21 protein-coding genes are annotated in these 22,396 nt (G+C 60.9%); 13 read left to right on the top strand and 8 right to left on the bottom strand.

Annotation, left to right across the window (positions count from 1 at the left end; genetic code table 11):
* The first annotated feature begins 6 nt into the window (after window positions 1-6).
* A complete protein-coding gene (feoB, locus tag N008_RS06160) occupies window positions 7-2,196 on the top strand; it encodes a ferrous iron transport protein B (RefSeq protein ID WP_081910640.1) in 2,190 nt (729 codons plus the stop codon).
* 132 nt (window positions 2,197-2,328) lie between these two features.
* On the opposite strand, the gene N008_RS06155 is transcribed toward feoB, so the two are convergent.
* From N008_RS06155 to N008_RS06120, 8 genes are all read right to left on the bottom strand, one after another.
* On the bottom strand, window positions 2,329-3,039 hold the full coding sequence (locus tag N008_RS06155; protein ID WP_044014560.1) for an SAM-dependent methyltransferase: 711 nt from the start codon (window positions 3,037-3,039) through the stop codon (window positions 2,329-2,331).
* A gap of 99 nt (window positions 3,040-3,138) precedes the next feature.
* On the bottom strand, window positions 3,139-3,915 hold the full coding sequence (locus tag N008_RS06150; RefSeq protein ID WP_044014558.1) for an alpha/beta fold hydrolase: 777 nt from the start codon (window positions 3,913-3,915) through the stop codon (window positions 3,139-3,141).
* A gap of 60 nt (window positions 3,916-3,975) precedes the next feature.
* Window positions 3,976-5,805 (bottom strand): ATP-binding protein, encoded by a 1,830-nt coding sequence (locus N008_RS06145; RefSeq protein WP_156109044.1) that lies wholly within the window; start codon window positions 5,803-5,805, stop codon window positions 3,976-3,978.
* 281 nt (window positions 5,806-6,086) lie between these two features.
* Entirely contained in the window at window positions 6,087-6,686 is a 600-nt protein-coding gene (locus N008_RS06140; protein ID WP_044014554.1) for a hypothetical protein, read from the bottom strand.
* A gap of 6 nt (window positions 6,687-6,692) precedes the next feature.
* Window positions 6,693-7,751: a selenide, water dikinase SelD gene (gene selD, locus N008_RS06135; RefSeq protein ID WP_044014552.1), complete on the bottom strand. Its 1,059-nt coding sequence runs from the start codon at window positions 7,749-7,751 to the stop codon at window positions 6,693-6,695.
* Window positions 7,752-7,781: 30 nt separating this feature from the next.
* Complete coding sequence (locus N008_RS06130; RefSeq protein ID WP_044014550.1) at window positions 7,782-8,174, bottom strand: VOC family protein; 393 nt, start codon at window positions 8,172-8,174, stop codon at window positions 7,782-7,784.
* Window positions 8,175-8,189: 15 nt separating this feature from the next.
* Entirely contained in the window at window positions 8,190-9,212 is a 1,023-nt protein-coding gene (gene mnmH, locus N008_RS06125; RefSeq protein ID WP_044014548.1) for a tRNA 2-selenouridine(34) synthase MnmH, read from the bottom strand.
* Window positions 9,213-9,320: 108 nt separating this feature from the next.
* Window positions 9,321-10,034, bottom strand: a complete 714-nt coding sequence (locus tag N008_RS06120) for a pyridoxine 5'-phosphate synthase (RefSeq protein WP_044014546.1) — start codon at window positions 10,032-10,034, stop codon at window positions 9,321-9,323.
* Window positions 10,035-10,116: 82 nt separating this feature from the next.
* Between N008_RS06120 and N008_RS06115 the strand changes: the two genes are divergently transcribed.
* From N008_RS06115 to bamA, 12 genes are all read left to right on the top strand, one after another.
* Window positions 10,117-11,142, top strand: coding sequence for a hypothetical protein (locus N008_RS06115; protein ID WP_156109043.1), 1,026 nt, complete (start codon window positions 10,117-10,119; stop codon window positions 11,140-11,142).
* 59 nt (window positions 11,143-11,201) lie between these two features.
* Entirely contained in the window at window positions 11,202-11,666 is a 465-nt protein-coding gene (locus N008_RS06110) for a GatB/YqeY domain-containing protein (RefSeq protein WP_044014542.1), read from the top strand.
* A gap of 136 nt (window positions 11,667-11,802) precedes the next feature.
* Window positions 11,803-12,324 carry a CvpA family protein gene (locus N008_RS06105; protein WP_044014540.1) on the top strand — a complete coding sequence of 174 codons (522 nt, stop codon included), beginning with the start codon at window positions 11,803-11,805 and terminating at the stop codon, window positions 12,322-12,324.
* A 129-nt stretch (window positions 12,325-12,453) separates the two neighbouring features.
* The gene (locus N008_RS06100) at window positions 12,454-13,071 is read left to right on the top strand and encodes an anthranilate synthase component II (protein WP_044014538.1); all 618 of its coding nucleotides are present in this window, start codon (window positions 12,454-12,456) and stop codon (window positions 13,069-13,071) included.
* A gap of 4 nt (window positions 13,072-13,075) precedes the next feature.
* Window positions 13,076-13,852 (top strand): alpha/beta fold hydrolase, encoded by a 777-nt coding sequence (locus N008_RS06095; RefSeq protein ID WP_044014536.1) that lies wholly within the window; start codon window positions 13,076-13,078, stop codon window positions 13,850-13,852.
* A gap of 223 nt (window positions 13,853-14,075) precedes the next feature.
* On the top strand, window positions 14,076-14,753 hold the full coding sequence (locus N008_RS06090) for a CBS domain-containing protein (protein WP_044014534.1): 678 nt from the start codon (window positions 14,076-14,078) through the stop codon (window positions 14,751-14,753).
* Between the two features lie 185 nt (window positions 14,754-14,938).
* Window positions 14,939-16,240 (top strand): POTRA domain-containing protein, encoded by a 1,302-nt coding sequence (locus tag N008_RS06085; protein ID WP_197062958.1) that lies wholly within the window; start codon window positions 14,939-14,941, stop codon window positions 16,238-16,240.
* A 38-nt stretch (window positions 16,241-16,278) separates the two neighbouring features.
* The gene (locus tag N008_RS06080; protein WP_044014532.1) at window positions 16,279-17,172 is read left to right on the top strand and encodes an NAD kinase; all 894 of its coding nucleotides are present in this window, start codon (window positions 16,279-16,281) and stop codon (window positions 17,170-17,172) included.
* A gap of 130 nt (window positions 17,173-17,302) precedes the next feature.
* Window positions 17,303-18,199 carry a DUF6089 family protein gene (locus N008_RS06075; protein ID WP_044014531.1) on the top strand — a complete coding sequence of 299 codons (897 nt, stop codon included), beginning with the start codon at window positions 17,303-17,305 and terminating at the stop codon, window positions 18,197-18,199.
* A gap of 39 nt (window positions 18,200-18,238) precedes the next feature.
* Window positions 18,239-19,003, top strand: a complete 765-nt coding sequence (locus N008_RS06070; protein WP_044014529.1) for a DUF6089 family protein — start codon at window positions 18,239-18,241, stop codon at window positions 19,001-19,003.
* 72 nt (window positions 19,004-19,075) lie between these two features.
* Window positions 19,076-19,822: an isoprenyl transferase gene (locus N008_RS06065; protein ID WP_044014527.1), complete on the top strand. Its 747-nt coding sequence runs from the start codon at window positions 19,076-19,078 to the stop codon at window positions 19,820-19,822.
* Window positions 19,823-19,837: 15 nt separating this feature from the next.
* Entirely contained in the window at window positions 19,838-22,363 is a 2,526-nt protein-coding gene (bamA, locus tag N008_RS06060; RefSeq protein ID WP_044014525.1) for an outer membrane protein assembly factor BamA, read from the top strand.
* Window positions 22,364-22,396 lie beyond the last annotated feature (33 nt).

Below are 22,396 nucleotides of genomic sequence, written 5' to 3'. Positions count from 1 at the left end.
CAGCGTATGCGTAGTGCCGGAATCCGAACCGCCCCCAACGGGCAGGCTGCCTCGGCGGCTGCGCTGGAAACGGCTGCCGCGCACCTGCCCGGCCAAACCCGCCTGACCCGCATTGCCCTCATCGGCAACCCCAATTCCGGCAAAACGTCGCTGTTCAACCAGCTGACCGGGCTCAACCAGAAGGTAGGCAACTTCCCCGGCGTGACCGTGGACCGCAAGACCGGCATCAGCCAGTTGACACCGCAGCACCGCGCCGAAATCATCGACTTGCCCGGCACCTACTCGCTCTACCCCAAGAGCCTCGACGAGAAGGTGATTACCGATCTGCTTTACGATCAGACGTCGGGGCAGTACCCGGATTTCGTGATTGTGACGGCCGACGCCAGCAACCTGCGCCGCAACCTGCTGCTGTTCACACAGCTCGCTGACCTGGGCCTGCCGGCCGTGCTGGCCCTGAACATGATGGACGTGGCAGAGCAGCACGGCATCAGCATCGACCTCGACGAGCTGCAGCGGGAGTTGGGTGTGCCCATCATTCCGATGAATGCCCGCAAGGGCATTGGAGTGGCGGCCCTCAAGATTGTGGTGGCCCAGCAACTGGACGCCCCGGCCGTGTCGTTCTACGAGCCCGAGCCGGAGCTGCTGCCCATGATCCGGCAGATCCGCTACTACTTCAACCTGCACAACGATTACCTGGCGCTGCACTACGCCCACCAGGGGCGCCACATCAGCTTCCTCACGCCCGACCAGCGCGCCTACGTGGCCGAGCTGGTGGCGAAATATGAGTTTGAGCCCACGGCGCGGCAGGCGCAGGAAACCATTGCCCGCTACGCCCGCATCAACGAGCTGCTGCTGAATGCTGTGTCGGTGACGCGCACGGAGCGGGCCGAGCCTTACAGCAACCGCATCGACCGGGTGCTCACGCACCGCGTGTGGGGCTACCTGATCTTCATGCTGGTGCTGTTTCTGCTGTTTCAGGCGGTGTTTGCCTGGGCCAGCTACCCTATGGAGCTGATTGACGAGGGCGTGGCCTGGATCAATGGCCTCATCCAATCCAACTTCGACGGCCCGCTCATCAGCCTGCTTACGGAGGGCGTGCTGGCCGGGCTGGGCGGCGTGCTGATCTTCATTCCGCAGATTGCGCTGCTGTTTGCCTTCATTGCGGTGCTGGAAGAAACCGGCTACATGGCCCGCGTTACGTTCATGATGGACCGCATCATGCGCAAGTTTGGGCTCAACGGCAAAAGCGTGGTGCCCCTGATTTCGGGCATGGCCTGCGCGGTGCCGGCCATCATGAGCGCGCGCACCATCGAAAACCGCAAAGACCGGCTGATCACCATCTTCGTGACGCCGCTCATGAGCTGCTCGGCCCGCATTCCGGTGTACACGGTGCTGATTGGGCTGGTGGTGCCCGACCAGCCGGTGCTGGGCATCTTCAACCTGCGCGGCGTGGCGCTGATGAGTCTGTACCTGCTGGGCTTCGTGTCGGCAGTGGGCTCGGCGTGGCTGATGAAGCTGTTTATGCGCACCACTGAGCGCAGCTACTTCATCATGGAGTTTCCGGTGTACCGCTGGCCGCGCTGGAAAAACGTGGGCCTGACCATAGTAGAGAAGGTGAAAGCCTTTGTGTTTCAGGCCGGCAAGGTGATTATGGCCATTTCAGTTATTCTGTGGGTGCTGGCCTCTTACGGGCCGGGCAAGTCCATGGAGCAGGCCGAAGCGCAGGCCCGCACGGCCGCGCAAACCCAGGGGCTAGCGCCCGCCGAAACCGAAAGCCGGGTGGCGTCGCAGAAGCTGGAAAGCTCCTACGCCGGCCACTTCGGCCACTTCATCGAGCCCGCCATTCGGCCGCTGGGCTTCGACTGGAAAATCGGTATTTCGCTGCTCACATCCTTTGCCGCCCGGGAAGTGTTTGTGGGCACCATGAGCACCATCTACAGCGTGGGACAGGACGCCAACGAGCTGACCGTGCAGCAGAAGCTGGCCGCCGAAAAAGACCTGAACGGGCAGCCGTTCTTCACGCCGGCACGCTCGGCCTCGCTGCTGGTGTTCTACGTGTTTGCCATGCAGTGCATGAGCACGCTGGCCGCCACCTACCGCGAAACCAAAGGCTGGATGTGGCCGCTGCTGCAGCTGTTCTACATGACCGGCCTGGCCTACGCCGCCTCGCTGCTGATATACCAGGTGCTGAAGTAGCAGCACGAAGCTCCCGCTCATGGGATGTAACGCGAAGTTCCACTTCGCGACGCGTGGAGGCAGCTGGGCTTTTCCAGCTACGTAGTCCAAACGCGTACGCGAAGTGGAACTTCGCGTTACATCTCAGCGGCGTTACGTCCCGATCAGGAATACGGCGGGCTGCTTGTGGATTTCGGGCCGGCCGGCTTTGCGCCAGCCGGCAATGGTATCGGTGCGGACGTATTCGTTGGGGGCGGTGAGGCTGGCGGCGATGCACAGGCGGGTGCCGCCGCTGAGCTGGCTGAGCAGATCGTCCAGCAGCTGCATGTTGCGGTAGGGGGTTTCGATGAACAGCTGGGTTTGGTGCTGGGCCTGCGCCAGGCGCTCCAGCTGCTTGATGGCCGCCGCCCGCCGGGCCCGCTCGATGGGCAGGTAGCCGTGAAACGTGAAGCTCTGCCCGTTCATGCCTGAAGCCATAAGCGCCAGCAACAGGCTGCTGGGGCCCACCAGCGGCACCACCCGAATCCCGAGCTGATGCGCCGCGCGGGCCAGCTCGGCGCCGGGGTCGGCAATGCCGGGGCAGCCGGCTTCCGAAATCACGCCCGCATCCTGGCCGGCGCGCACGGGCTGCAGCGCCGCCTGAATCTGGGCCTCGGTGCTGTCTTTGTCGATGACGCTCACCTGCAGCTCCTCGATGACGTGCTGCGGGGCCACGCTCTTGATAAAGCGCCGCGCCGTCCGGGCGTTTTCCACCAGAAAGCAGCGCAGCGCCGCCACCTGCGTGGCCACCTGCGGCGGCAGCACCTGCGCAGCAGTGTCGTCGGCCAGAATGGTGGGAATAAGGTACAGCGTGCCGGTTTTCAAGGGCGTGTGGGAGTTAAATGGTTGAATTGTTGGGTGGTTGAATGGCTAAATGGCTGAATGGTTGTTCGTACCCATTCAGCAATTCAACCATTCAGCCATTCAGGCGCCGATGAAAGCGGCTACCAGCCCGAATACTTCTTCCGGCTTTTCGGCGTGCACCCAGTGGCCGGCGTCCAGCACGGTTTCCACCTGCGAGTTCGGAAACAGGGCCGGAATGCCGTGCAGCTTGTCGTCGGGGGAAATGTAGTCGGACTTGCCGCCGCGGATGAATAGCGCGGGTTTCAGGAAAGGCTGCGGCGCGCTGATTTCGGCCCCGATGGCGGACATGTGCTGCGTGAGGGCCGGCAGGTTCTGCCGCCAGGCAAAGGCGTTGTCTTCCTGCCGATAGAGGTTTTTGAGCAGAAACTGGCGTACATCGGGCCAGCGGATATGCTGGGCCAGGGCCTCGTCGGCCTGCTGGCGGTTTTCTAGGCTAGCCAGCGGCACGGCGTTCAGGCCCGCCACGATGTCGTCCTGGTGGGCCATGTCGGAGAGGCGCGGGGCAATGTCGACCACGATAAGCCGGGCCAGGCGGTCGGGGTGGTCGAGGGCGAAGCGCATGGCCACTTTGCCGCCCATGCTGTGGCCCATCAGGGTGGTGTCGGGGCCGAGGCCCAGGTGGTCGAACAGCGCCGCCACGTCCTGGCTCATCAGGTCGTAGCTATGCTCGGGGCTATGAAACGAGCGGCCGTGGTTGCGCAGGTCCACGCTGATGACGCGGTGGCCGGCGTCGGCCCAGCGGCGGGCCAGCGTCTGCCAGTTGTCGAGGGTGCCAAACAGGCCGTGGAGAATTACCAGCGGCGTACCCTGGCCTTGTTCGCGGAAATGAAGCAGCATAGCGGAAACGGTAGGAGTCCGCAAAGGTCGGGAGTGGGCGCCACATGTGCGCGGCGGCGGCTAGGCGGCCGGGCGGGCCGGAAACCGAATCTGTACTACAGTGCCCTGGCCCAAGGTGCTTTCCACGGTGAGCGTGCCGTGCAGTCGCTCCACAAACGCCCGGCACAGCGGCAGCCCGAGGCCCGTGCCCGAGCGGGAGTTGTTGGAGGCCGACACCATCATGGGCGAACTAGCGCTGTCGCGCAGCAGGGCGTCGAGCTGCTCGGCGGGCATTCCGCGGCCGGAGTCGGCCACGGTAAGCAGCACGCTATGGTCGGGGGTGGTGGCCGCATCGAGTTGGATGTGGCCGCCGCTGGGCGTGAATTTCAGGGCGTTGCCCACCAAATTGCGCAGGATGGTGCGCGTCATGTTCAAATCAGACCACACCTGCAGGCCAGGTACCTCCGAGGCCGTCAGACGAATCTGCTTGGCCTCGGCTGTGGTGCGGTACAGCTCCTCAATTTCGGTGAATAGCTCATCCACCGACAGCCACTCGGGCTGGCTGACCAGCTCGCCGGTCTGGCTGACGGCCCAGCTCAGCAGGTTGTCGAGCAGGCTGTTGAGGCTGTTGGCCGACTGCCGCACCAGCACCGGCAGGCGGCGCAGTCCATTCTCGTCGCCTTTGCGCAGATAAAACTCAATCAGCTCGGTCACGCCTACAAACGACGTCACCGGGCCGCGCAAGTCGTGCGCTACCACCGCGTAAAGGCGGTCTTTGGAGGCAGCTACTTCGCGCAGCTCGCGGGTGGCCTGGTGCAGGGCCATGTTGTTGGCTGCCAGGGCCGCCCGGCTTTGGCGCAGCTTCAAGTACAGAAAAAACACCCCGCCCAGGCCCAGCACCAGCGCGCCTACCACGGCCCACAGCTTCTGGTTGCGCAGGTTCTGCAGCTCGCCCTGCTGCGTGAGTAGCTTGATCTGATGCTCCTTGCCTTGGGTTTCGTAACGGGTCTGCAGGGCGGCTAGCGTCTGCAGGCGCGAGCGGCTGTTGAGTGAGTCGTTGAGGTCTCGGAAGCGGTTTTGCCATTCAAAGGCCTGCTCGTACTGGCGGCGGCTGGCATTGATTTCAGCCATTAGGTTGTAGCCATCCAGAAGCCGTTCCTGCGAGGCAGTCTGCCGGGCCAGGCGCAAAGCCCGCCGGGTAAGGGTTTCCGCTTCGTCGAGCTGGTCTTTGAGCAGCAATACTATGGCCAGCATTTCCAAGTGGCCCGCCTCGATACGATAACTGCGCAAGGGTTCCACCAGCGTAATGGCTTCGCGCAACAACCCTTCGGCCAGGTCAAGGCGGTTTTGCTGGTAGTAATGAGTGCCCAGATGCGCCAAATACAACGACTCGCCGGCTTTGTCGCCGGTGGAGCGGGCAAGCTGCAAGGCACGGCGCGTATACAGCAGCGCCTGGGCATAGCGGCCTAGGTAGGAGTAGAGGTTGCCCAAATTGCCGAAAAGCATGAGCTGGGTGCGCGTTTTCACGCCTTTGCTATATACTTTTTCCAGCGCCCACTGGTAATTGCGCAGGGCATTTACCGTGTCGTTGCGCTCGTGGTGGATGCCGCCGATACCGGTGTAGGCACGTACAATCCCATCGGTATCGCGCAGGCGCCGCGCCAGCGTGAGGGCCTGCTGTTGCAGGCGTAGCGCGTGCGGCCCGTCGGAAAGGTTGGCGTAGCAGCTGCTCAAATTGAGCAGAGCGTGCAACTGGCCGGGCTGGTCGCGGAGGGTGGTGGCCAGGGCTACGGCCTGCTCGCCATAGCGCAGGGCGCGGGTTGGGTCGGAGTCGTGCAGTTCGTAGCAGAGCGCGGCCAGCAACCGGACCCGGCCGGTATCGAGCGGCTGCACTACCAGACGGCGCAACAAAGTGGCTTCAGCAGAACTCGGCGGTGCCTCGGCCGCCCACCCTGCAGTGGGCACCCCAAGGCTGGTGAGGAGCAGAAGACACAATATGAAAAGCCGAATCACGACGAAATACAAAAATGCTGTCAGTAAATATAGCTATTGAAAAACAATAGCCACGAGTGCGTTTCCAGAGTGGATGGATAAAACACTGGATATAGGCTTAAATAAAAGCTAATTATGCCTGTTTAGGACTTTTTTAAGGGCGGATATTATAAAGCTTCGTTTCCGGTGCAAGCAATTTCTCATCGTTGGATTATACAAAACCACTTCTCTCGGGTATGGAAGTTGGTATTACGTAAAAAAGCCGCCAACGGTGCCAGTTTTAGCATCAGCGAGGAGAGCGTGAGCACTTGCCCACTACGCAGATGCAGTTGAATGTATTCGTAATTGCTCCAAAATAACCGCTGGGAGCTACAACGCACGTACTCCACCTGCAGTATGTCTGCGCGCTCAAACGGGATTCGCTGGCCGTGCTCGTATACTTCCAGCTGGTTGTGCTTAGGCTCGAAAACCAGGGCCGTGGCGTGGTTGCGCAGGTAGTAGTGCAGGTGCAGCACCAACGCTGGCGTGGCAAAGCCCAGCACCAGTGCCGAAAAGGCCAGCAGCAGCACCAGCTCGAAGCCCGATAAAGTGCCCGCGAACAGAAAGGAAGCCAGAAACGGCAGCCCCATGCTTAAACACAGCAGTGGCCAGAACAGCAGCGCCAGCTGCCGCCCAAACGTGACCTGGTACGTCGTGCGTTTGGTGCCAAACAGCCCGGTAACCACGCGCAGCCCCACGAGCAGCATCAGCAAGGCCCCGCCAAATTCCAGCAGGGGCCGCAGCAGCGAAATGGTCTTCATACAGGACTACCGAACCTGAATCCAGGGCTCGTCGGCCGTGTGGGCGCGCAGGGTGCCAAACGGCTGCAGCGCCAGCCCGTGCTGCCCGAACACGGCTTCCACCTCGGCGCGGCCGGCCGGGTCAACGCACACCAGCAGGCCGCCCGAAGTTTGCGGGTCGCAGAGCCAGGCGCGCTGTTCGTCGGTGACGGGGCCGATTTTGTGGCCGTAGGAGTCCCAGTTGCGCACGGTGCCGCCCGGAATGGCCTTCTGGGCGTAGTACTCGGCCGCTTCCGGCAGCAGCGGCACTTTGCTGAACTCAATTTCGGCCGTCAGGCCGCTGCCTTCGCACACTTCCGCCAGGTGGCCCAGCAGCCCGAAGCCCGTCACGTCGGTCATGGCGCGCACGGCTTCCAGCAGGCCCAGCTCCTGCCCGATTTTGTTGAGCTGCATCATGCTGCGGGGCGCAATCTGCTCGTGCTCGGGGCGCAGAATACCGCGCTTCTGGGCCGTGGTGAGCATGCCGACGCCCAGCGGCTTAGTCAGGTACAGCTCGCAGCCGGCGGTGGCGGTGTCGTTTTGCTTGAGGTTCTTGATGTCGAGCAGACCCGTGACGGCCAGCCCGAAAATGGGCTCCGGCGAGTCAATGCTGTGGCCGCCGGCCAGCGGGATGCCGGCTTCGGCGCAGATGCTGCGGCTGCCTTCAATCACGCGGCGGGCCACTTCGGGCGCCAGCTTATCAATGGGCCAGCCCAGCACGGCAATGGCCATGACGGGCCGCCCGCCCATGGCGTACACGTCGCTGATGGCGTTGGCTGAGGCAATGCGCCCGAAATCGTAGGCATCATCCACGATGGGCATGAAGAAGTCGGTGGTGCTGATGATGGCCTGCCCACCGCCGATGTCGTACACGGCTGCGTCGTCGCGCGAGGAGTTGCCGACGAGCAGCTGCGCATCGTGCGACTGCGGGATGCTGGTGTGCAGAATCTGGTCGAGGACTTTGGGCGCGATTTTGCAGCCGCAGCCGGCGCCATGGCTGTATTGGGTGAGACGAATCTGGTCGGTGGTTTCGGCGGAAGCAGACATGGAAAAAATCGGTAGGTGCGAAAAGAAAGGCTACAAGGTCCAGGCGGCGTGTTGCAACACTACGCGGTAGCCATCGGGGTCTTCAAAAGTAAGGCCCTGCTGGTCCCAATACGGGTTATAAGCGGGTACAGGCGCAAAGCCGGCGGTTTTCATCCGGCCTACGGCAGCGTGCCACTCGTCGGCGTCAGGCAGGTAAAATACCAATAGGTGGTCCTGGCTGGGCGCGCGTCCCACGGCATGGCCCAGCTTCTGCGTGAACTCCAGATGATAAGGTGCCTGCGCGTGCCCGAGCATCAGACCATCAAAGCCGTTGTGCGCCGTAAAGGACGTGAGAAGCTGAAAGCCCAGCCCATCTTTATAAAACGGCAGCAACGCGGCTGGATTATCGGTAGGGCGTGCCACCCGCAGTATCGGCGTCGACATAGGGCAGGGGCAAGACTATGCGGTGACCAGCTGCCTGGCGGCCCGCAGCACCAACTCGGCATTTACGGCCGGGTCGCAGGTGTCGGAAGGCACGCGCAAAGGGTGGCGGGCGCCGAGGCTGTGGGTGTACGTCTTGTCGTAGTAGTCGAGCACGAGGCTGACCATCTTTTCCATGTCGTCTTCGGCAATGGCGGCCAGCGCCTCCTTGGTGGCCAGGCCACCCAGCCGCTTACGGATGCGCAAAATGGACGTGGCCAGCGCGCCGGCGTCTTCGCGGCCATACTCGGCGGCCAGCTTCTGCACCCGCACGGCTCTTGGGATTTCCAGCAGCACCAGCGGCGCAGCCTGCATCTGGGCAAAAAAGGGCGGCGGCACGTGCACGCTGCCGATGGTACGGCTCTCGTCTTCCACCCACACCGGCGCGCTGACGGGCAAATCCGCCAGCAGCCAGGCCAGCTCGTTCTCGAACTGCTCCTGCGTGGGCTGGGCCGGCTGGCCGATGCTGCCGAAGGCCGAGCCTTTGTGGTGGGCCAAGCCTTCGAGGTCGAGCAGGGGCTGCTGGCGGCGGGCCAGCTCGTGCAGCACGTCGGTTTTGCCGGAGCCGGTGAGGCCGCCTAGCACCAGCAGCGGCCGGGGCTGCGCAAACTCGGTTAGCGCGAAGTGGCGGTAGTCTTTGTAGCCTTTGTTGAGCAGCTGCACCTGGAAGCCGGCCAGTTCCAGCAGCCACTGTACGGCCCCGCTGCGCATGCCGCCGCGCCAGCAATGCACCCGCACCTGCTTGGCCGGGGCCAGCTTCTGGGCCAGCTGCACCATGCGGCTCATCTTGGGCCCAAACATGTCCAGGCCCATCAGTACCGCCTTATCGGGGTTTACCTGCTTGTAGGTGGTGCCGATGCGGGCCCGCTCCTCATCGGAAAACAGCGGAAAGCTCACGGCCCCCGGAATGTGGCCCTGCGCATATTCCAGCGGGGCCCGCACGTCCAGCAAGGGAATATCGGGAGAGGTGTGCAGGAAATCCTGAAGAGAAAGACGCGGCATGTAGCATAGGCTTCCGCCTGTGCCGCCAGCCAGACGAGGCAGCGGGGGCGAAGCGTGAAATGAAAAATAGGAAAGCGGCGGGCGGCACAGGCTAACGCCTATGCTACACTACGCCAATTGCCGCCGGTACAGCTGAATCGTGTTTTCCAGCCCCAGGTACAGCGCGTCGCAGACCAGCGCGTGCCCGATGCTTACTTCAGCCAGGCCCGGCAGGTTTTGCTTGAGGTAGGCCAGGTTGTCGAGGTCGAGGTCGTGGCCGGCGTTGAGGCCCAGGCCGAGCTGCTGGGCCATTTCGGCGGCGGCGCGGTAGGGTTGCAGGGCGGCTTCCCGGTCGTGGTGATACTGGCGGGCGTAATCTTCGGTGTAGAGCTCAATCCGGTCGGTGCCGGTGGCCACGGCGGCCTTCACCATCTCGGGGTTGGGGTCGAGGAAAATGCTCACCCGGCAGCCCAGAGCCTTCAGCTCCTGCACCACGCCAATCAGGAAAATCTGGTGCTGCACGGTGTCCCAGCCGGCGTTGGAGGTAATGGCGTCGGGCGCGTCGGGCACCAGCGTCACCTGCTCGGGGCGCACCTCGCGCACGAGGTCCAGGAAGTCCGGGGTGGGGTTGCCTTCCACGTTCAGCTCCGTCGTGACGATGGCCTTCAAGTCGCGCACGTCCTGGTAGCGGATGTGGCGCTCATCGGGGCGGGGGTGCACCGTAATGCCCTGCGCGCCGAACCGCTCACAGTCGCGGGCCACCTGCAACAGGTCGGGGCGGTTGTGGCCGCGGGCGTTCCGCAGGGTGGCTATTTTGTTGATATTTACGCTGAGCTTGGTCATGCTGATCGGCTGGCTTGGGGGTGGGAAGGCAGAAAGTCAAAGATACACCCCCAAACCACGTACTCCTTTTTCTGTTGCCGCCATGACACATTCTTCCGCAGTGAGTTTTCGACCGGCGCTGCTGTTTGGCGGCCTGTTGCTGCTGGCGCTGCTGATAGAGTACACCATTATCCGGCAGCCCGCCTTCCGGCTGCGGCCCGAGCTGCCGGCGGCCGTGGCGCTGGATTTGCTGGTGGGGATTCCGCTGCTGTTTTACGCGCTGGTGGTGCGCCGCTACCGGCTGCCCGCCACCACGGTCGGGGCCGTGTTCAGCGCCATGCTGGCCGTGGGCTTCTGGCTGGTGCCGGCGGGCCAGCAGCAGTACCTGCAGTGGGGCCGCCACCTGCTGGTGCTGCCCGAAGGCCTGGCCGTGGTGATGATGGCCGTCAACATCCGCCGCCTCCTGCGCGCCTACACCCACGCCGCCCAGCACAGCGCCGACTTCCTGGAAAACCTGCACGCGGCCTTCACGGCGGTGTTTCGGCGGGCGTGGGCGCCGCTGGTGTCCGAGCTGGCCATGTTCCGGTACGCGCTGCTGAGCTGGCGCGCCCAGCCCGAAGTAGGGCCGGGGCAGCAGGCGTTCAGCACCAGCCGCGAATCGGGGTTTCGGGCGCTGCTCCTGACGGTAATGGGCGTATCGGTGGTGGAAATGGTGGTGGCGCACCTGCTGCTGAGCCGCTGGAATGCCACGGCGGCGCTGGTGGCGCTGCTGCTCAGTGCCTACACGCTGCTGTTTCTACTGGCCCACCTGCGGGCCGTGCCGCTGCGCCCGGTGCTGCTGGATGGCCGCCGCCTTATCGTCCGGACGGGCTTTATGTGGCGGCTGGAGGTGCCGGCCGAAGCCGTGCTGCGGCTGCAGTTGCTCTCGGATACGCCCGCGCCACGGCGGCATCTGCTCAACCTCGCCAAGCCGCTGCTGACCGCGCCCAACGTGCTGCTCACCTTCAGCCAGCCCGTAGCAGTGGCGGGCCTGTATGGGCTGCGGCGCACCGTGTGGCAGGTGGCGCTGTATGTAGATGACCGGGCGGCGTTTGCGCGGCAGCTGCAGGCTGCCACCCGCCCCGATTAGCCGTATACGCTCCGGCTAGCGCCAAAAACCGTAATCTTGCACCTCATTTCCCCTGAACTATGGCTCTCAAAGAAACCATCGACGCCGACATCAAAAAGGCCATGTTGGCCAAAGATAAAGTCCGTCTGACCACGCTGCGCAGCATCAAGTCGCAGATTCTGCTGGCCGAAACCGCCGAAGGCCAGCACGGCGCGGCGCTCACGCCCGACGCCGAAATCAAGCTCCTGACCAAGCAGGCCAAGCAGCGCCGCGAGGCCGCCGAAACGTACAACAAGCAGTTCCGCTCCGACCTCGAAGAAGTGGAGCTCAACGAGCTGGCCATCATCGAGGAATACCTGCCCCAGCAGCTCACCGAAGCTGATATCGTGGAGCGCATCGTGGGCATCATCCAGCGCGTAGGCGCCACCGGCCCTTCCGACCTGGGCAAGGTGATGGGCGTAGCCGCCCGCGAGCTGGCCGGCCAGGCCGACGGCCGCGTGATTTCGCAGGTGGTCAGCAACCTGCTGAATAACACGAACTTGTAGTAGCGCAATCGGAAAATACTGTCATCCTGAGCTTGCGAAGGACCTTGCCACGGTTGATGCTGACATTGTCGTGCTGCCGTAATAAGGTCCTTCGCAAGCTCAGGATGACAGTATTTCCTCTAAGCCTCCTTCCACAATGTCTGCTTTCGATATTCTGCTGCTGATTCCGCTGGCGGTGGGAGCCGTGAAGGGCTTCCGGCGAGGGCTGGTGCTGGAAGTGGCGTCGTTGCTGGCCTTTGTGCTGGGGGCCATCGGCGGGCTGGTGCTGCTCAACGACGCCATTCCGCTGGTGCGGCACTATGTGGGAGAGGCCTTCGGGCTGCTGCCGCTGGTGTCGTTTCTGCTGGTGTTCGTGGCCATTGTGTGGGGCGTGCACCTGCTGGGCGGCTTCGTCAAGAAAGCCGTGCACCTCACGCCGCTGGGCGTGCTCGACAACCTGGGCGGCGGCTTGGCCGGCGTACTGAAGTGGGTACTGGCCCTGAGTTTGCTGCTGCACGGCATCGGCATGGCCGGTTTGCAGCTGATTTCGCCCACGCTCGTGGCCGACTCGCAGGTGCTGCCGGTGGTGCGCCAGGCCACGCCGTTTGCGCTGGAAATCGTGGGGTTCGTAATGCCCTTCGCCAGCACGCTGCTCGATAAGCTGAAAACGGTGTTTTAAATGGTTGTATGGCTGCATTGTTGAATGGCTGAGTGGATGCAGTGCTGAGCAGGCCCGTAGCGGGATGTTTCTGACACAGCCGCTCAGCCTTCCAACAATTCAGCCATCAAACCAGTCAATCATTCCCGTATGCGCCTGCTGCTGCTCGACAACTTCGACTCGTTCACCTACAACCTGCTGGACTACTTCCGGCAGTTGGGGTGCGAGGTGGAGGTGGTGCGCAACGACGTGCCGGCGGCCGCTCTGCAGGAGCGGCAGTTTGATGCGCTGGTGTTGTCGCCGGGGCCGGGCACGCCGGCGGCGGCCGGCAACATGCCGGCCGTGCTGGCGCACTGGCACCAGCGCGTGCCCATCCTGGGCGTGTGCCTGGGGCATCAGGCGTTGGGCGAATTTTTTGGGGCCACGCTCGGCCGCGCCGTGCGGCCCATGCACGGCAAAGTCACGGAGCTGAACGTGGACACCACCGATCCGCTGTTTCGGGAGCTGCCAGCCCGGCTGCCCGTCACGCGCTACCACTCGCTGATAGTGAAGGACCTGCCCGCCACGCTCCGCCCGCTGGCCCACACCGCCGACGAGCACCACGAAATCATGGCCCTGCGCCATACCACGCTGCCGCTGGTAGGCGTTCAGTTTCACCCCGAAGCGCTGCTGACCCCGCACGGGCTGGCCATGCTGCGCAATTGGGTTCGGTATTGTATCATTGTAGAAGAGGGCCGGCCGGCTGTTGCCGGGCCGCCTGTCGCCTGAGCACATGGAATTGCAGATCAAACAACGCGGAGAGTTTCAGTACGTGGATGAAGGCACCGGCCCGGTGCTGCTGTTGCTGCACGGCCTTTTCGGCGCCCTCAGCAACTGGCACGACGTCGTTTCGGAGTTCCGCCAGGATTACCGGGTGATTATTCCGCTGCTGCCCATCTACGAAATGCCCCTGACCCAGGCCGGCGTGCCCGGCCTGGTGAAATACGTGGAAACCTTCGTGCACACCATGGGCCTCTCTGAGGCCTGCACCGTGCTGGGCAACTCACTGGGCGGCCACGTAGGGCTGGAATACACGCTGCGCAACCCCGGCCGCGTGGCGCGGCTGGTGCTCACGGGCAGCAGCGGCCTGTTCGAGGATGGCATGGGCGGCTCGTTTCCGAAGCGCGGCAACTACGGCTACGTGCAGGAGCGGGTGGCCTACACCTTCTACGACCCCGCCGTGGCCACCCGCGAGCTGGTGGACGAGGTGTTCAACGTCACCAATTCCAACGCCAAGTGCCTGCGCATCATCAGCATTGCGCGCTCGGCGCAGCGCCACAATATCGGCAAGGAGCTAAGCAAGATTGCCGTGCCCACGCTGCTGGTCTGGGGCCTCAACGATACCATCACGCCGCCGCTGGTGGCGCATGATTTCAACCGCCTCATCCGCAATTCCGAGCTGCGCTTCCTCGACCACTGCGGCCACGCCCCAATGATGGAGCGCCCGCGAGAGTTCAACGTGCTGCTCCGCCAGTTCCTGCAACGGACTGCGCTGGTAGCCGTTTCGTAGCGGCCCGCCGGTAGCGGTTAGCACAGTTGTTGCGGGCCCTGCGGCCCTGGCCGGATAGCCGGGCTGCGGGCTGCGTAAAACTTTTTGTCGTACAAGGCGCTTCCTACAGGCCAACGCGGCCCGCTTTTCGTACCTTATTTGCCAACTCGGGCTTTGTGAGGCTGCCAGCCGCGCAGATCCGGCCGCTGCTCCTCACTTTTCCTCACCTCCGCCGATGCATTCCATGATTGCTGAAGAACTGCTCAACCAGATGATTCCGCCCCTCAAGGTGTCGGATACTGTGGGCAAAGCGGCCAAGTGGCTGGAGGAATTCCACGTCGGCCAATTGCCCGTCCTCGACGACCGCCAGTACCGGGGCCTGGTCACGGAAGCCGACCTGCTCGACTACGAGCTTGCCGACAACAGCGGGCAGCTGCTGGCCGGCCTGCCCTTGGGCTATGCCGACGTGCATGTGCAGTCCGATCAGCACTTCTACAGCATCATGGAAGTAGCCATCCAGAACAAGGTGCAGCTGGTGCCGGTGCTGAACAAGGAGCGCGAGTACGTGGGCGTGGTAACGATAAGTGACACGCTGGCTGCCTTTGGCCAGCTGCCTATCGCGGCCGGCCAGGGCGCCGTGCTGGTGCTGTCGATGGAAGAGCGGGACTATTCCCTGGCTACCATCAGCCGCTATATCGAGGAAAACGGCTCCAAGGTGCTGAGTGCGCACGTCGCACAGGATGAGCATGACCCGTACCGTATCCGCCTCACCATCAAAGTAAATACGCCCAGCCTGACGAGAATCGTCGCCACGCTGGAGCGTTTTGGCTATGCCATCACGGCCCAGTTCAGTGGAGTGGGCGAGCTGGGGGAAAACGAGCAGGAGCGCTACGACGCGCTGCTCAAGTACCTGAGTCTGTAAGGGCCGAGCGGGTGAAAAAAAAGTGCTTCTGGTGGCTGATGCTTCTGGTGCTGTGCGTAGTGCGGCCGGTTCTGTCGTATTCCCAGCTGGCTTTGGTCGCCGGGCAATTCGCGCCGGATTCTGCGCGCCGTAGCGCGCCGGACACCTTGTTGCGGGCACAGTGCCCCAACTATCCGGTACTTCGCGTGGCTTCCCTGCTGTTTGTCGGCAACGATGTCACGAAGGAGCAGGTGCTGCGGGCCGAGCTGGATTTCCGCGAGGGCGACACGCTCAGCGCGGACGGCCTGAGCCGCCGCCTGGAGGCCAACCGCCGGCGGCTGTTCAACCTGCAGCTGTTTCACCAGGTGCTGGTGCAGCTGGTGTGCCGCGACGGCGACCTCACCGTGCTTTTCAGCGTGCAGGAACGCTGGTATACCTTTCCGGTTCCCATCTTCTCACTGGCCGACCGCAACCTGCGCGCCTGGGCCGACCGTCCCGACAAGTGGCGCCGCGTCGACTACGGCCTGCATATCACCCGGCACAATTTCCGGGGCCGCAACGAGGAGCTGCTCGGCAATCTGCAGCTGGGCTTCAACCGCAAATACGAGCTGTTTTACGAGGCGCCCGGCTACGGCCCCCGGCGCCGCATCGGGGTAGGGGCCGGGCTGTCGTTTTACCGGGCCCGGGCCCTGGATTACGCTACGCTGCAGGATCGGCTGGTTACGTTCCGACCGATCAACGGCGACCCTATCAGCCGTACTTATGCTACCGTAGGCCTGCGCTGGCGGCGCACGGTGCAGGCATTAGCCGCTTTCGACATAAGCTTTCATCAGGAGCAGATTTCCGATTCCGTCAACCTGCTGAACCCAGACTATTTTCTGGGCCGAACCCGGCGTCAGTTTCTGGATGCCGGCTTATCCGCTGTGCTCAACCAGCGCAACACGTTTGCCTATCCGCTCACCGGGCGCTACGCCCGGGCCAGCATCATCTACCGCCACTTTCTGACGCCCGGCGCCCCTCCTCAGCTACTGGTGCGGGGGCGCTACGCCCGGTACGTGGCGCTTGGCGGGCCCTTCTACTACAGTGCCGCAGCGCAGGGGCAGATGCGGTTCAGCCGCCGCCTCAGCTACGCCGACAACCGCGCCCTGGGCTACGAGTCGCTCGTGCGGGGCTACGACCCCTACGTAGTCGATGGCCGCCATTATGCCCTGCTGAAACAAGGCGTAAGCTACCGGCTCTTTGATGCGGGCAGGCTGCAACTGCAGCCGCTGGACAACCCAAAAATTAATACCATTCCGTTGGTACTCTATTTAAATACCTTTGCCGATGCCGGTTACGTAGGCGCGAACACCAGGGGCCTGGCCAATGAGCTGCCCGGGCGTCTGCTGGCCGCCGCCGGGGTGGGCCTGCACCTTGTTACCTACTACGACCGGGTATTCACCCTGGAATACACGCGTACCCTACGCGGGCAGGGCGGGTTCTTTTTCCGCTCCGAATTTCCCATCTGACCTTATTCTCCGCTTCGGCGGATGCTGCCACCCCCCCTATGAAAATCGCCATTCTCGGAAAGCCTTTCCAAGACGATAATCTGTCTTTTGTGCAGGGCCTGCTTGATAACCTGACCAACCGGCAAACTGAAATCATCATTGCCGAGCCGTTCTACGAGTACCTCCATCCCCGCCTGCAGCTGCCCGAAGGCACCCAGACCTTTCAGCGTGGCGATGCGCTGCTTGGCGTGCAGTTCGTGCTCAGCATTGGGGGCGACGGCACGCTGCTGGACACGGTAACCTACGTAGGGAGTGCGCAGATTCCAATTTTAGGCATTCATACCGGCCGCCTCGGGTTTCTGGCCACCATCACCCCCGATCAGATTACGCAGGCCCTGGATGCGCTCTTCAAAGGGCACTTTGTGATTGAGGAGCGCAGCCTGATTCGGGTGGATACCGATCCGGAGGCCTTTGGCGGCATCAATTTTGGCCTCAACGAGTTCAGCATCCTGAAGCGCGACACTTCCTCCATGATTGTGGTGCACACCTATATCGATGGAGAATACCTGAATTCCTACTGGGCCGATGGGCTGATCGTGGCCACGCCTACCGGCTCTACCGGCTACTCGCTCAGCTGTGGCGGGCCAGTAATGCTGCCCCAGACAAACAATTTTATCATTGCTCCCGTATGTCCGCACAACCTCAATGTGAGGCCCCTCATCGTCTCAGACCGCAGCGTGATTTCTTTTGAAATAGAAGGCCGGAGCAACCAATTCCTGCTTTCTCTCGATTCGCGCTCAGTGGCTGTGGATGCAGGAATTCAGATTGCGGTTCGTCGGGAAAATTTTACAGTTCGCCTAGTAAAACTCAATCATGTTAACTTCCTGAGTACCTTGCGGAGTAAATTGAATTGGGGCCTTGACCGGCGCAATCCGTCCGGAATCCCAGTATAGAGGAAGTGCTTTTTTTGCCATAAGTTTTTTAAGTTCCCTTCCTCTCTTAATTTTGTCGCTGAGTGCGCCTGTCTCGTTTTCAGTACATTCGCTCATCAAACCCGTTGATATCCCTAAACCATTGCTCCATATGAAGCAGATCTTCACCTACACTCTGGCGCTGGCTTCTGTCCTGTCGCTGGTAGCCTCCGAGGCTAGCGCACAGCAGTTCAGCAAGCGAAAGCAGTACAATTCGGTGGGCGTTAGCGTCAACGCAATGAACTACTTCGGCGACATCACGCCGAAACCCAGCATCCCCAGCCTGCGTTTCGGAGCGACCCGCCCTAACATTGGAGTGAATTTCACGCACCGCTTTACGCCCCGCATTTCGGCTCGTGCTGCCTTGGCCTATGGCCGTATCACCGGCGACGACTCAAAAGCAGCAGACAAAAACGATTCGGAAGCAAAATACCGCTACAATCGTAACATGAGCTTCCGCAATGATATTGCTGAACTCTCCGTTGTAGGTATCTTCGACCTGATTCCGAACCGCAACACATACATCAAGCGTCCGGACCTCGTTCCTTACGTATTCGGCGGTATTGCTGCTTACACCGGTAATCCTAAAGGCCTTGTAGGCGCCAATTCCAACGGTCTGTCAGAAGGCTCGTATGTGGCACTGCAATCTTTGAAAACCGAAGGTGTAGACTACAACAAAGCTGGTATCGCCATTCCGTTTGGTGGTGGTGTTCGCTACAAAGTGAACAAGAGCTTCGACATCGGTCTGGAAGTTGGTTTCCGCAAAACGTTTAATGACTATCTTGACGACGTTAGCACAAACTACGTAGCAAGCCGTAATGACCTTGGTTCGGACGCTGCCAAGTACTTTGGCTGGGATATTACCCGAAACGAGCCAGGTACTTGGAACCGGGACAACCAGAGTGGCTACCAGCGTGGCAAATCTGACGAGGATGACTGGTACGTTACGACCGGTATCACTGTAAACTACATCTTGGCTCCGAAAGTGAAGAGCCCGAAATTCCGCTAGTCAGTATTTACTGGCTAGTTTCATCCACAGCCAGTCATAATGACCAAAGCGAATCTCATCAAAACACTCCTTATCTGCTCTGTGCAGGTAGGGAGTGTTTTTTTTGCCCAAACGGCCACAGCTCAATATACTAGTGAAGTAGGCATCGGCCTCGGGGGCCTGAACTACCGCGGAGAGCTTTCTCCCGGATATCAGTTTAAGAATAATAGGCCTGCTCTAACGGCCTTTTATCGGAAGGATATTTCGGCGCCTATCACACTTCGTGGTGGTCTGACTGCTGGTTTGCTGCGGGCTGATGATGGCAACGTGAAAGGTTTCAATGGAGCTGTGCCTCCACTCGCTGCCTATCGGCAAGCCAACATGAAGGGCAGTCTGTACGAGGCCTCGGCGATAGTGGAATACAACTTCTTCGACTATCACTACCGCAAGGCCAAGGTGCATTTCACGCCTTATGTTTTCATTGGGGTAGCCGGATTTGTGGCCAACACTACCACCGCCACTGCCAATGCCGGGCTGCCTGCCCTTGATAAGAAAGGCGCTATGCTGGGACTGGCCGTGCCGGCTGGCTTTGGCCTGAAATACGCCGTTTCCACCCATTGGAACCTGGGTTTAGAAGTAGGGGCGCGTAAAGCCTTTACTGACCAGATAGACCACATAGATGGTAAGACGGGTGGCCAGAACGACCGGGTAGGGAATCCCAATGACCAGGATTGGTACTTTTACAACGGGCTGAGCATTTCCTATACCTTCTACAAGATCAACTGCCCACCGCACTACAAAGACAATCCGAAGCTGCTACGCTAGCAGATTGCGGGCGGAAAAGAGACGAATGCAACCATTTACGTACCTTGCAGCCTCTTTACGCAAAAAGCAGCAATGGCCGTCCGGTCCGAAATTGACCCCCAGAATATTCCCGCCCACGTTGCCGTGATCATGGACGGTAACGGCCGATGGGCCAAGCAGAAGGGCGGCCTCCGCATCTTCGGGCACCAGAGTGCCATTACGGCCGTGCGCGACACGGTAGAAGGCGCCGCCGAAATGGGCGTGCGCTTTCTGACGCTCTATGCCTTTTCCACAGAAAACTGGTCCCGGCCAGCGTACGAGGTGACAGCGCTGATGCAGTTGCTGGTGCACACTATTCGACAGGAAACACCTACCCTGCTGAAGAACAGTATCCGCCTGCAGGCCATAGGGCAGATTGAAAACCTGCCGGCTTCCTGTCAGCGGGAACTGGCCGAAGCCATTGAAATCACCAAGGCGGGCACCCGTATGACACTGGTTCTGGCCTTGAGCTATAGTGGCCGGTGGGACCTAACGCAGGCCGCCAAGCGTATGGCCACCGACGTAGCAGCCGGGAAACTCCGGGCGGAAGACGTACAGGAAAACACCATTACCCAATACTTGGCTACTGCCGGCATTCCAGACCCTGAATTGCTGATCAGAACCAGCGGGGAGCAGCGGATTAGTAATTTTTTGCTGTGGCAGCTGGCCTATACCGAGTTATATATTACTGATCTGCTGTGGCCGGATTTTCGCCGGACGCACTTTGAAGAGGCGGTCCGGGCGTATCAGCGTCGGGAACGGCGTTTTGGGAAGACAAGTGAGCAGCTCACCGTTTCGTAAGGTTTCGACGACAGAATGAATTTTTCTTTGCACACAGTGGGCCGGGTTGCGGCCGTAGTACTGACTCTGGGCGTCGGGTTTCCGATAGCCGGTATGGCGCAGGTTGCGCCTGCGGCTGCCGGAGAGGAGCCGAAACGGTATGAGTTAGGCGGCATTACCATTAGCGGTGCTCGCTACCTGGATGCTAATACGTTGATTGGCCTTACTGGTTTGCGCGTTGGCGACCCTATTTCGGTGCCGGGCGAAGAAATCGGCAAAGCCATCCGTAAGCTTTGGGACCAAGGCATTCTGGGCGACGTCAGTGTGTCGATTGCACGCACGGAAGGCAACCGCATCTTCCTGGATTTTAATCTGAAAGAACGGCCGCGGCTGTCGAAGTTCGAGTTTGTTGGTATCAGCAAGAGCCAAGCAGATGACCTGGGCAAGAAGATCAAGCTGATCCGGGGCAAGGTGGTTACGGATGCTCTGCTGAGTAACACACGCACCCAGGTACGGAAGTTTTATACCAACAAAGGCTTCCTCGACGCCAAAGTCAATATAACGCAGCAGCCGGACTCGAGCCTGTCGAACAGCGTGGTGCTGAAGATTAATGTAGACAAAGGCGGCAAGATCAAGGTGCGCGACATTGCTTTCGAAGGCAATGAGGCGTTCAAGGACAGCAAGCTGAAAGGCAAGCTCAAGAAAACCAAAGAGAAGAAGTTTCCTAAAATTCTCAACTCCGGTAAGTTTCAAAAGCTGGAATTTGAAGAGGATAAGAAGAAGCTGATCGAGTTCTACAACGCGGAAGGCTACCGCGACGCCATTGTGGTGTCGGATACCCTAATCCGGACGGAAGATGGCTTGGCGCTACGCATCAAGCTGGATGAAGGCCCGAAGTATTACTTCCGCAACATCAGCTGGGCCGGCAACTACCTCTACGATGACAAGACACTGGCCTCGGTGCTCGGCATTAAGGAGGGTAGTGTGTACAGCAAGGAAACGCTGGATAAGCGCCTTAACTATAACCCTACAGGCCAGGATATCACGTCGCTCTATATGAACGATGGCTACCTGTTCTTCTCCATCGACCCGGTGGAAACCAAAGTGGAAGGCGACTCGATTGATATCGAGATGCGCATCACGGAGGGGGTACAGGCCCGTATCAAGGACATCAACATTGCCGGCAACACCAAAACGTCGGACCACGTGCTGCGCCGCGAGCTGCGTACGCTGCCCGGTGACAAGTTCAACCGGGAGCTGCTGATTCGCTCGCAGCGCGAAATAGCCACGCTGGGTTATTTCGACCCCGAAAAAGTAGGCATCAACCCAGTGCCTAACCCGGCCGATGGCACCGTAGACATCAACTACACGGTGGTAGAAAAGCCCTCGGACCAGATTACGCTGTCGGGCGGCTGGGGCGGCTATGCAGGCTTTATCGGCACAGTAGGCCTGGTGTTCAACAACTTCTCGCTGCGAAAAGCCAACGATTTCCGCAACTGGACGCCTGTGCCGGCCGGCGACGGCCAGCGGCTAGCTCTGAACGTGCAGGCCAACGGCACGCAGTACCAAGCGTATTCGTTCTCGTTCACGGAGCCATGGCTGGGTGGCCGCAAGCCCAACTCGCTGTCATTTAGCCTCAACAAGAGCATTCAGCGGGTAGGCCAAGCATTCGATGCCAACTCAGAGCAGTCGATTAAGGTGAACAGCGCCTCGCTGAGCCTGGGCCGCCGCCTGCGCTGGCCTGATGACTACTTCACGCTCAGCAATTCGCTGTCGGTGAGCCAGTACAAGCTGAAAAACTATCCGTTTATTCAGGCTTTCGCTGATGGTAATGGCACGGCGAACAACATCACGCTCAATACCACCCTGTCGCGCAACAGCATCGACAACCCAACCTATACGCGTCGGGGCTCGTCCTTAGCGCTGAGTGTGAACCTGACGCCACCGTATTCGGTGTTCAAAGGCTCGCACCCGAACGTGAACGAGTGGGTGGAATTCCACAAATGGATGCTGGATGCTTCGTGGTTTACGCCCATCGTAGGCAAGCTGGTACTCAACACCCGCGCCCACTTCGGCTTCATTGGCACCTACAACAGCTCCCGGGCAATTGGGCCGTTTGAGCGCTTCAAACTGGGCGGTTCGGGTCTGGCGGCCGGTGGCAGCAGCAACTTCTTGGTGGGTACCGAATACATTGGTCTGCGTGGATACGCCGACCCACAGGACCCCAACGCCATTCCAACGGCCCGCCAGAACGATAACGGCGGCGTGGTGTACAATAAGTTTGTGATGGAGATGCGTTATCCGGTGTCCCTGAACCCCGCGGCCACGGTATACATCCTGAGTTTCGCGGAAGCCGGTAACTCCTTCAACAGCTACACGGATTACAATCCTTATAAATTGTATCGTTCGGCTGGTTTTGGCGCCCGAATCTTCATGTCGGCATTTGGTTTGCTGGGCTTCGACTACGGCCGGGCGTTCGACCTGATTCCGCGTACGAGCGGGACGCAGGCGGCGCAGGACCGCAACCAATTCCACTTCATCATCGGCCAGCAGATCCGCTAATACGGGCGGGAGCTGGCCAGTCATTCGATTCGT

It is taken from the genome of Hymenobacter sp. APR13 (genome assembly GCF_000737515.1).
In the GTDB taxonomy this organism is placed as follows: domain Bacteria; phylum Bacteroidota; class Bacteroidia; order Cytophagales; family Hymenobacteraceae; genus Hymenobacter.
This window is presented reverse-complemented; position numbering and strand designations above follow the sequence as displayed.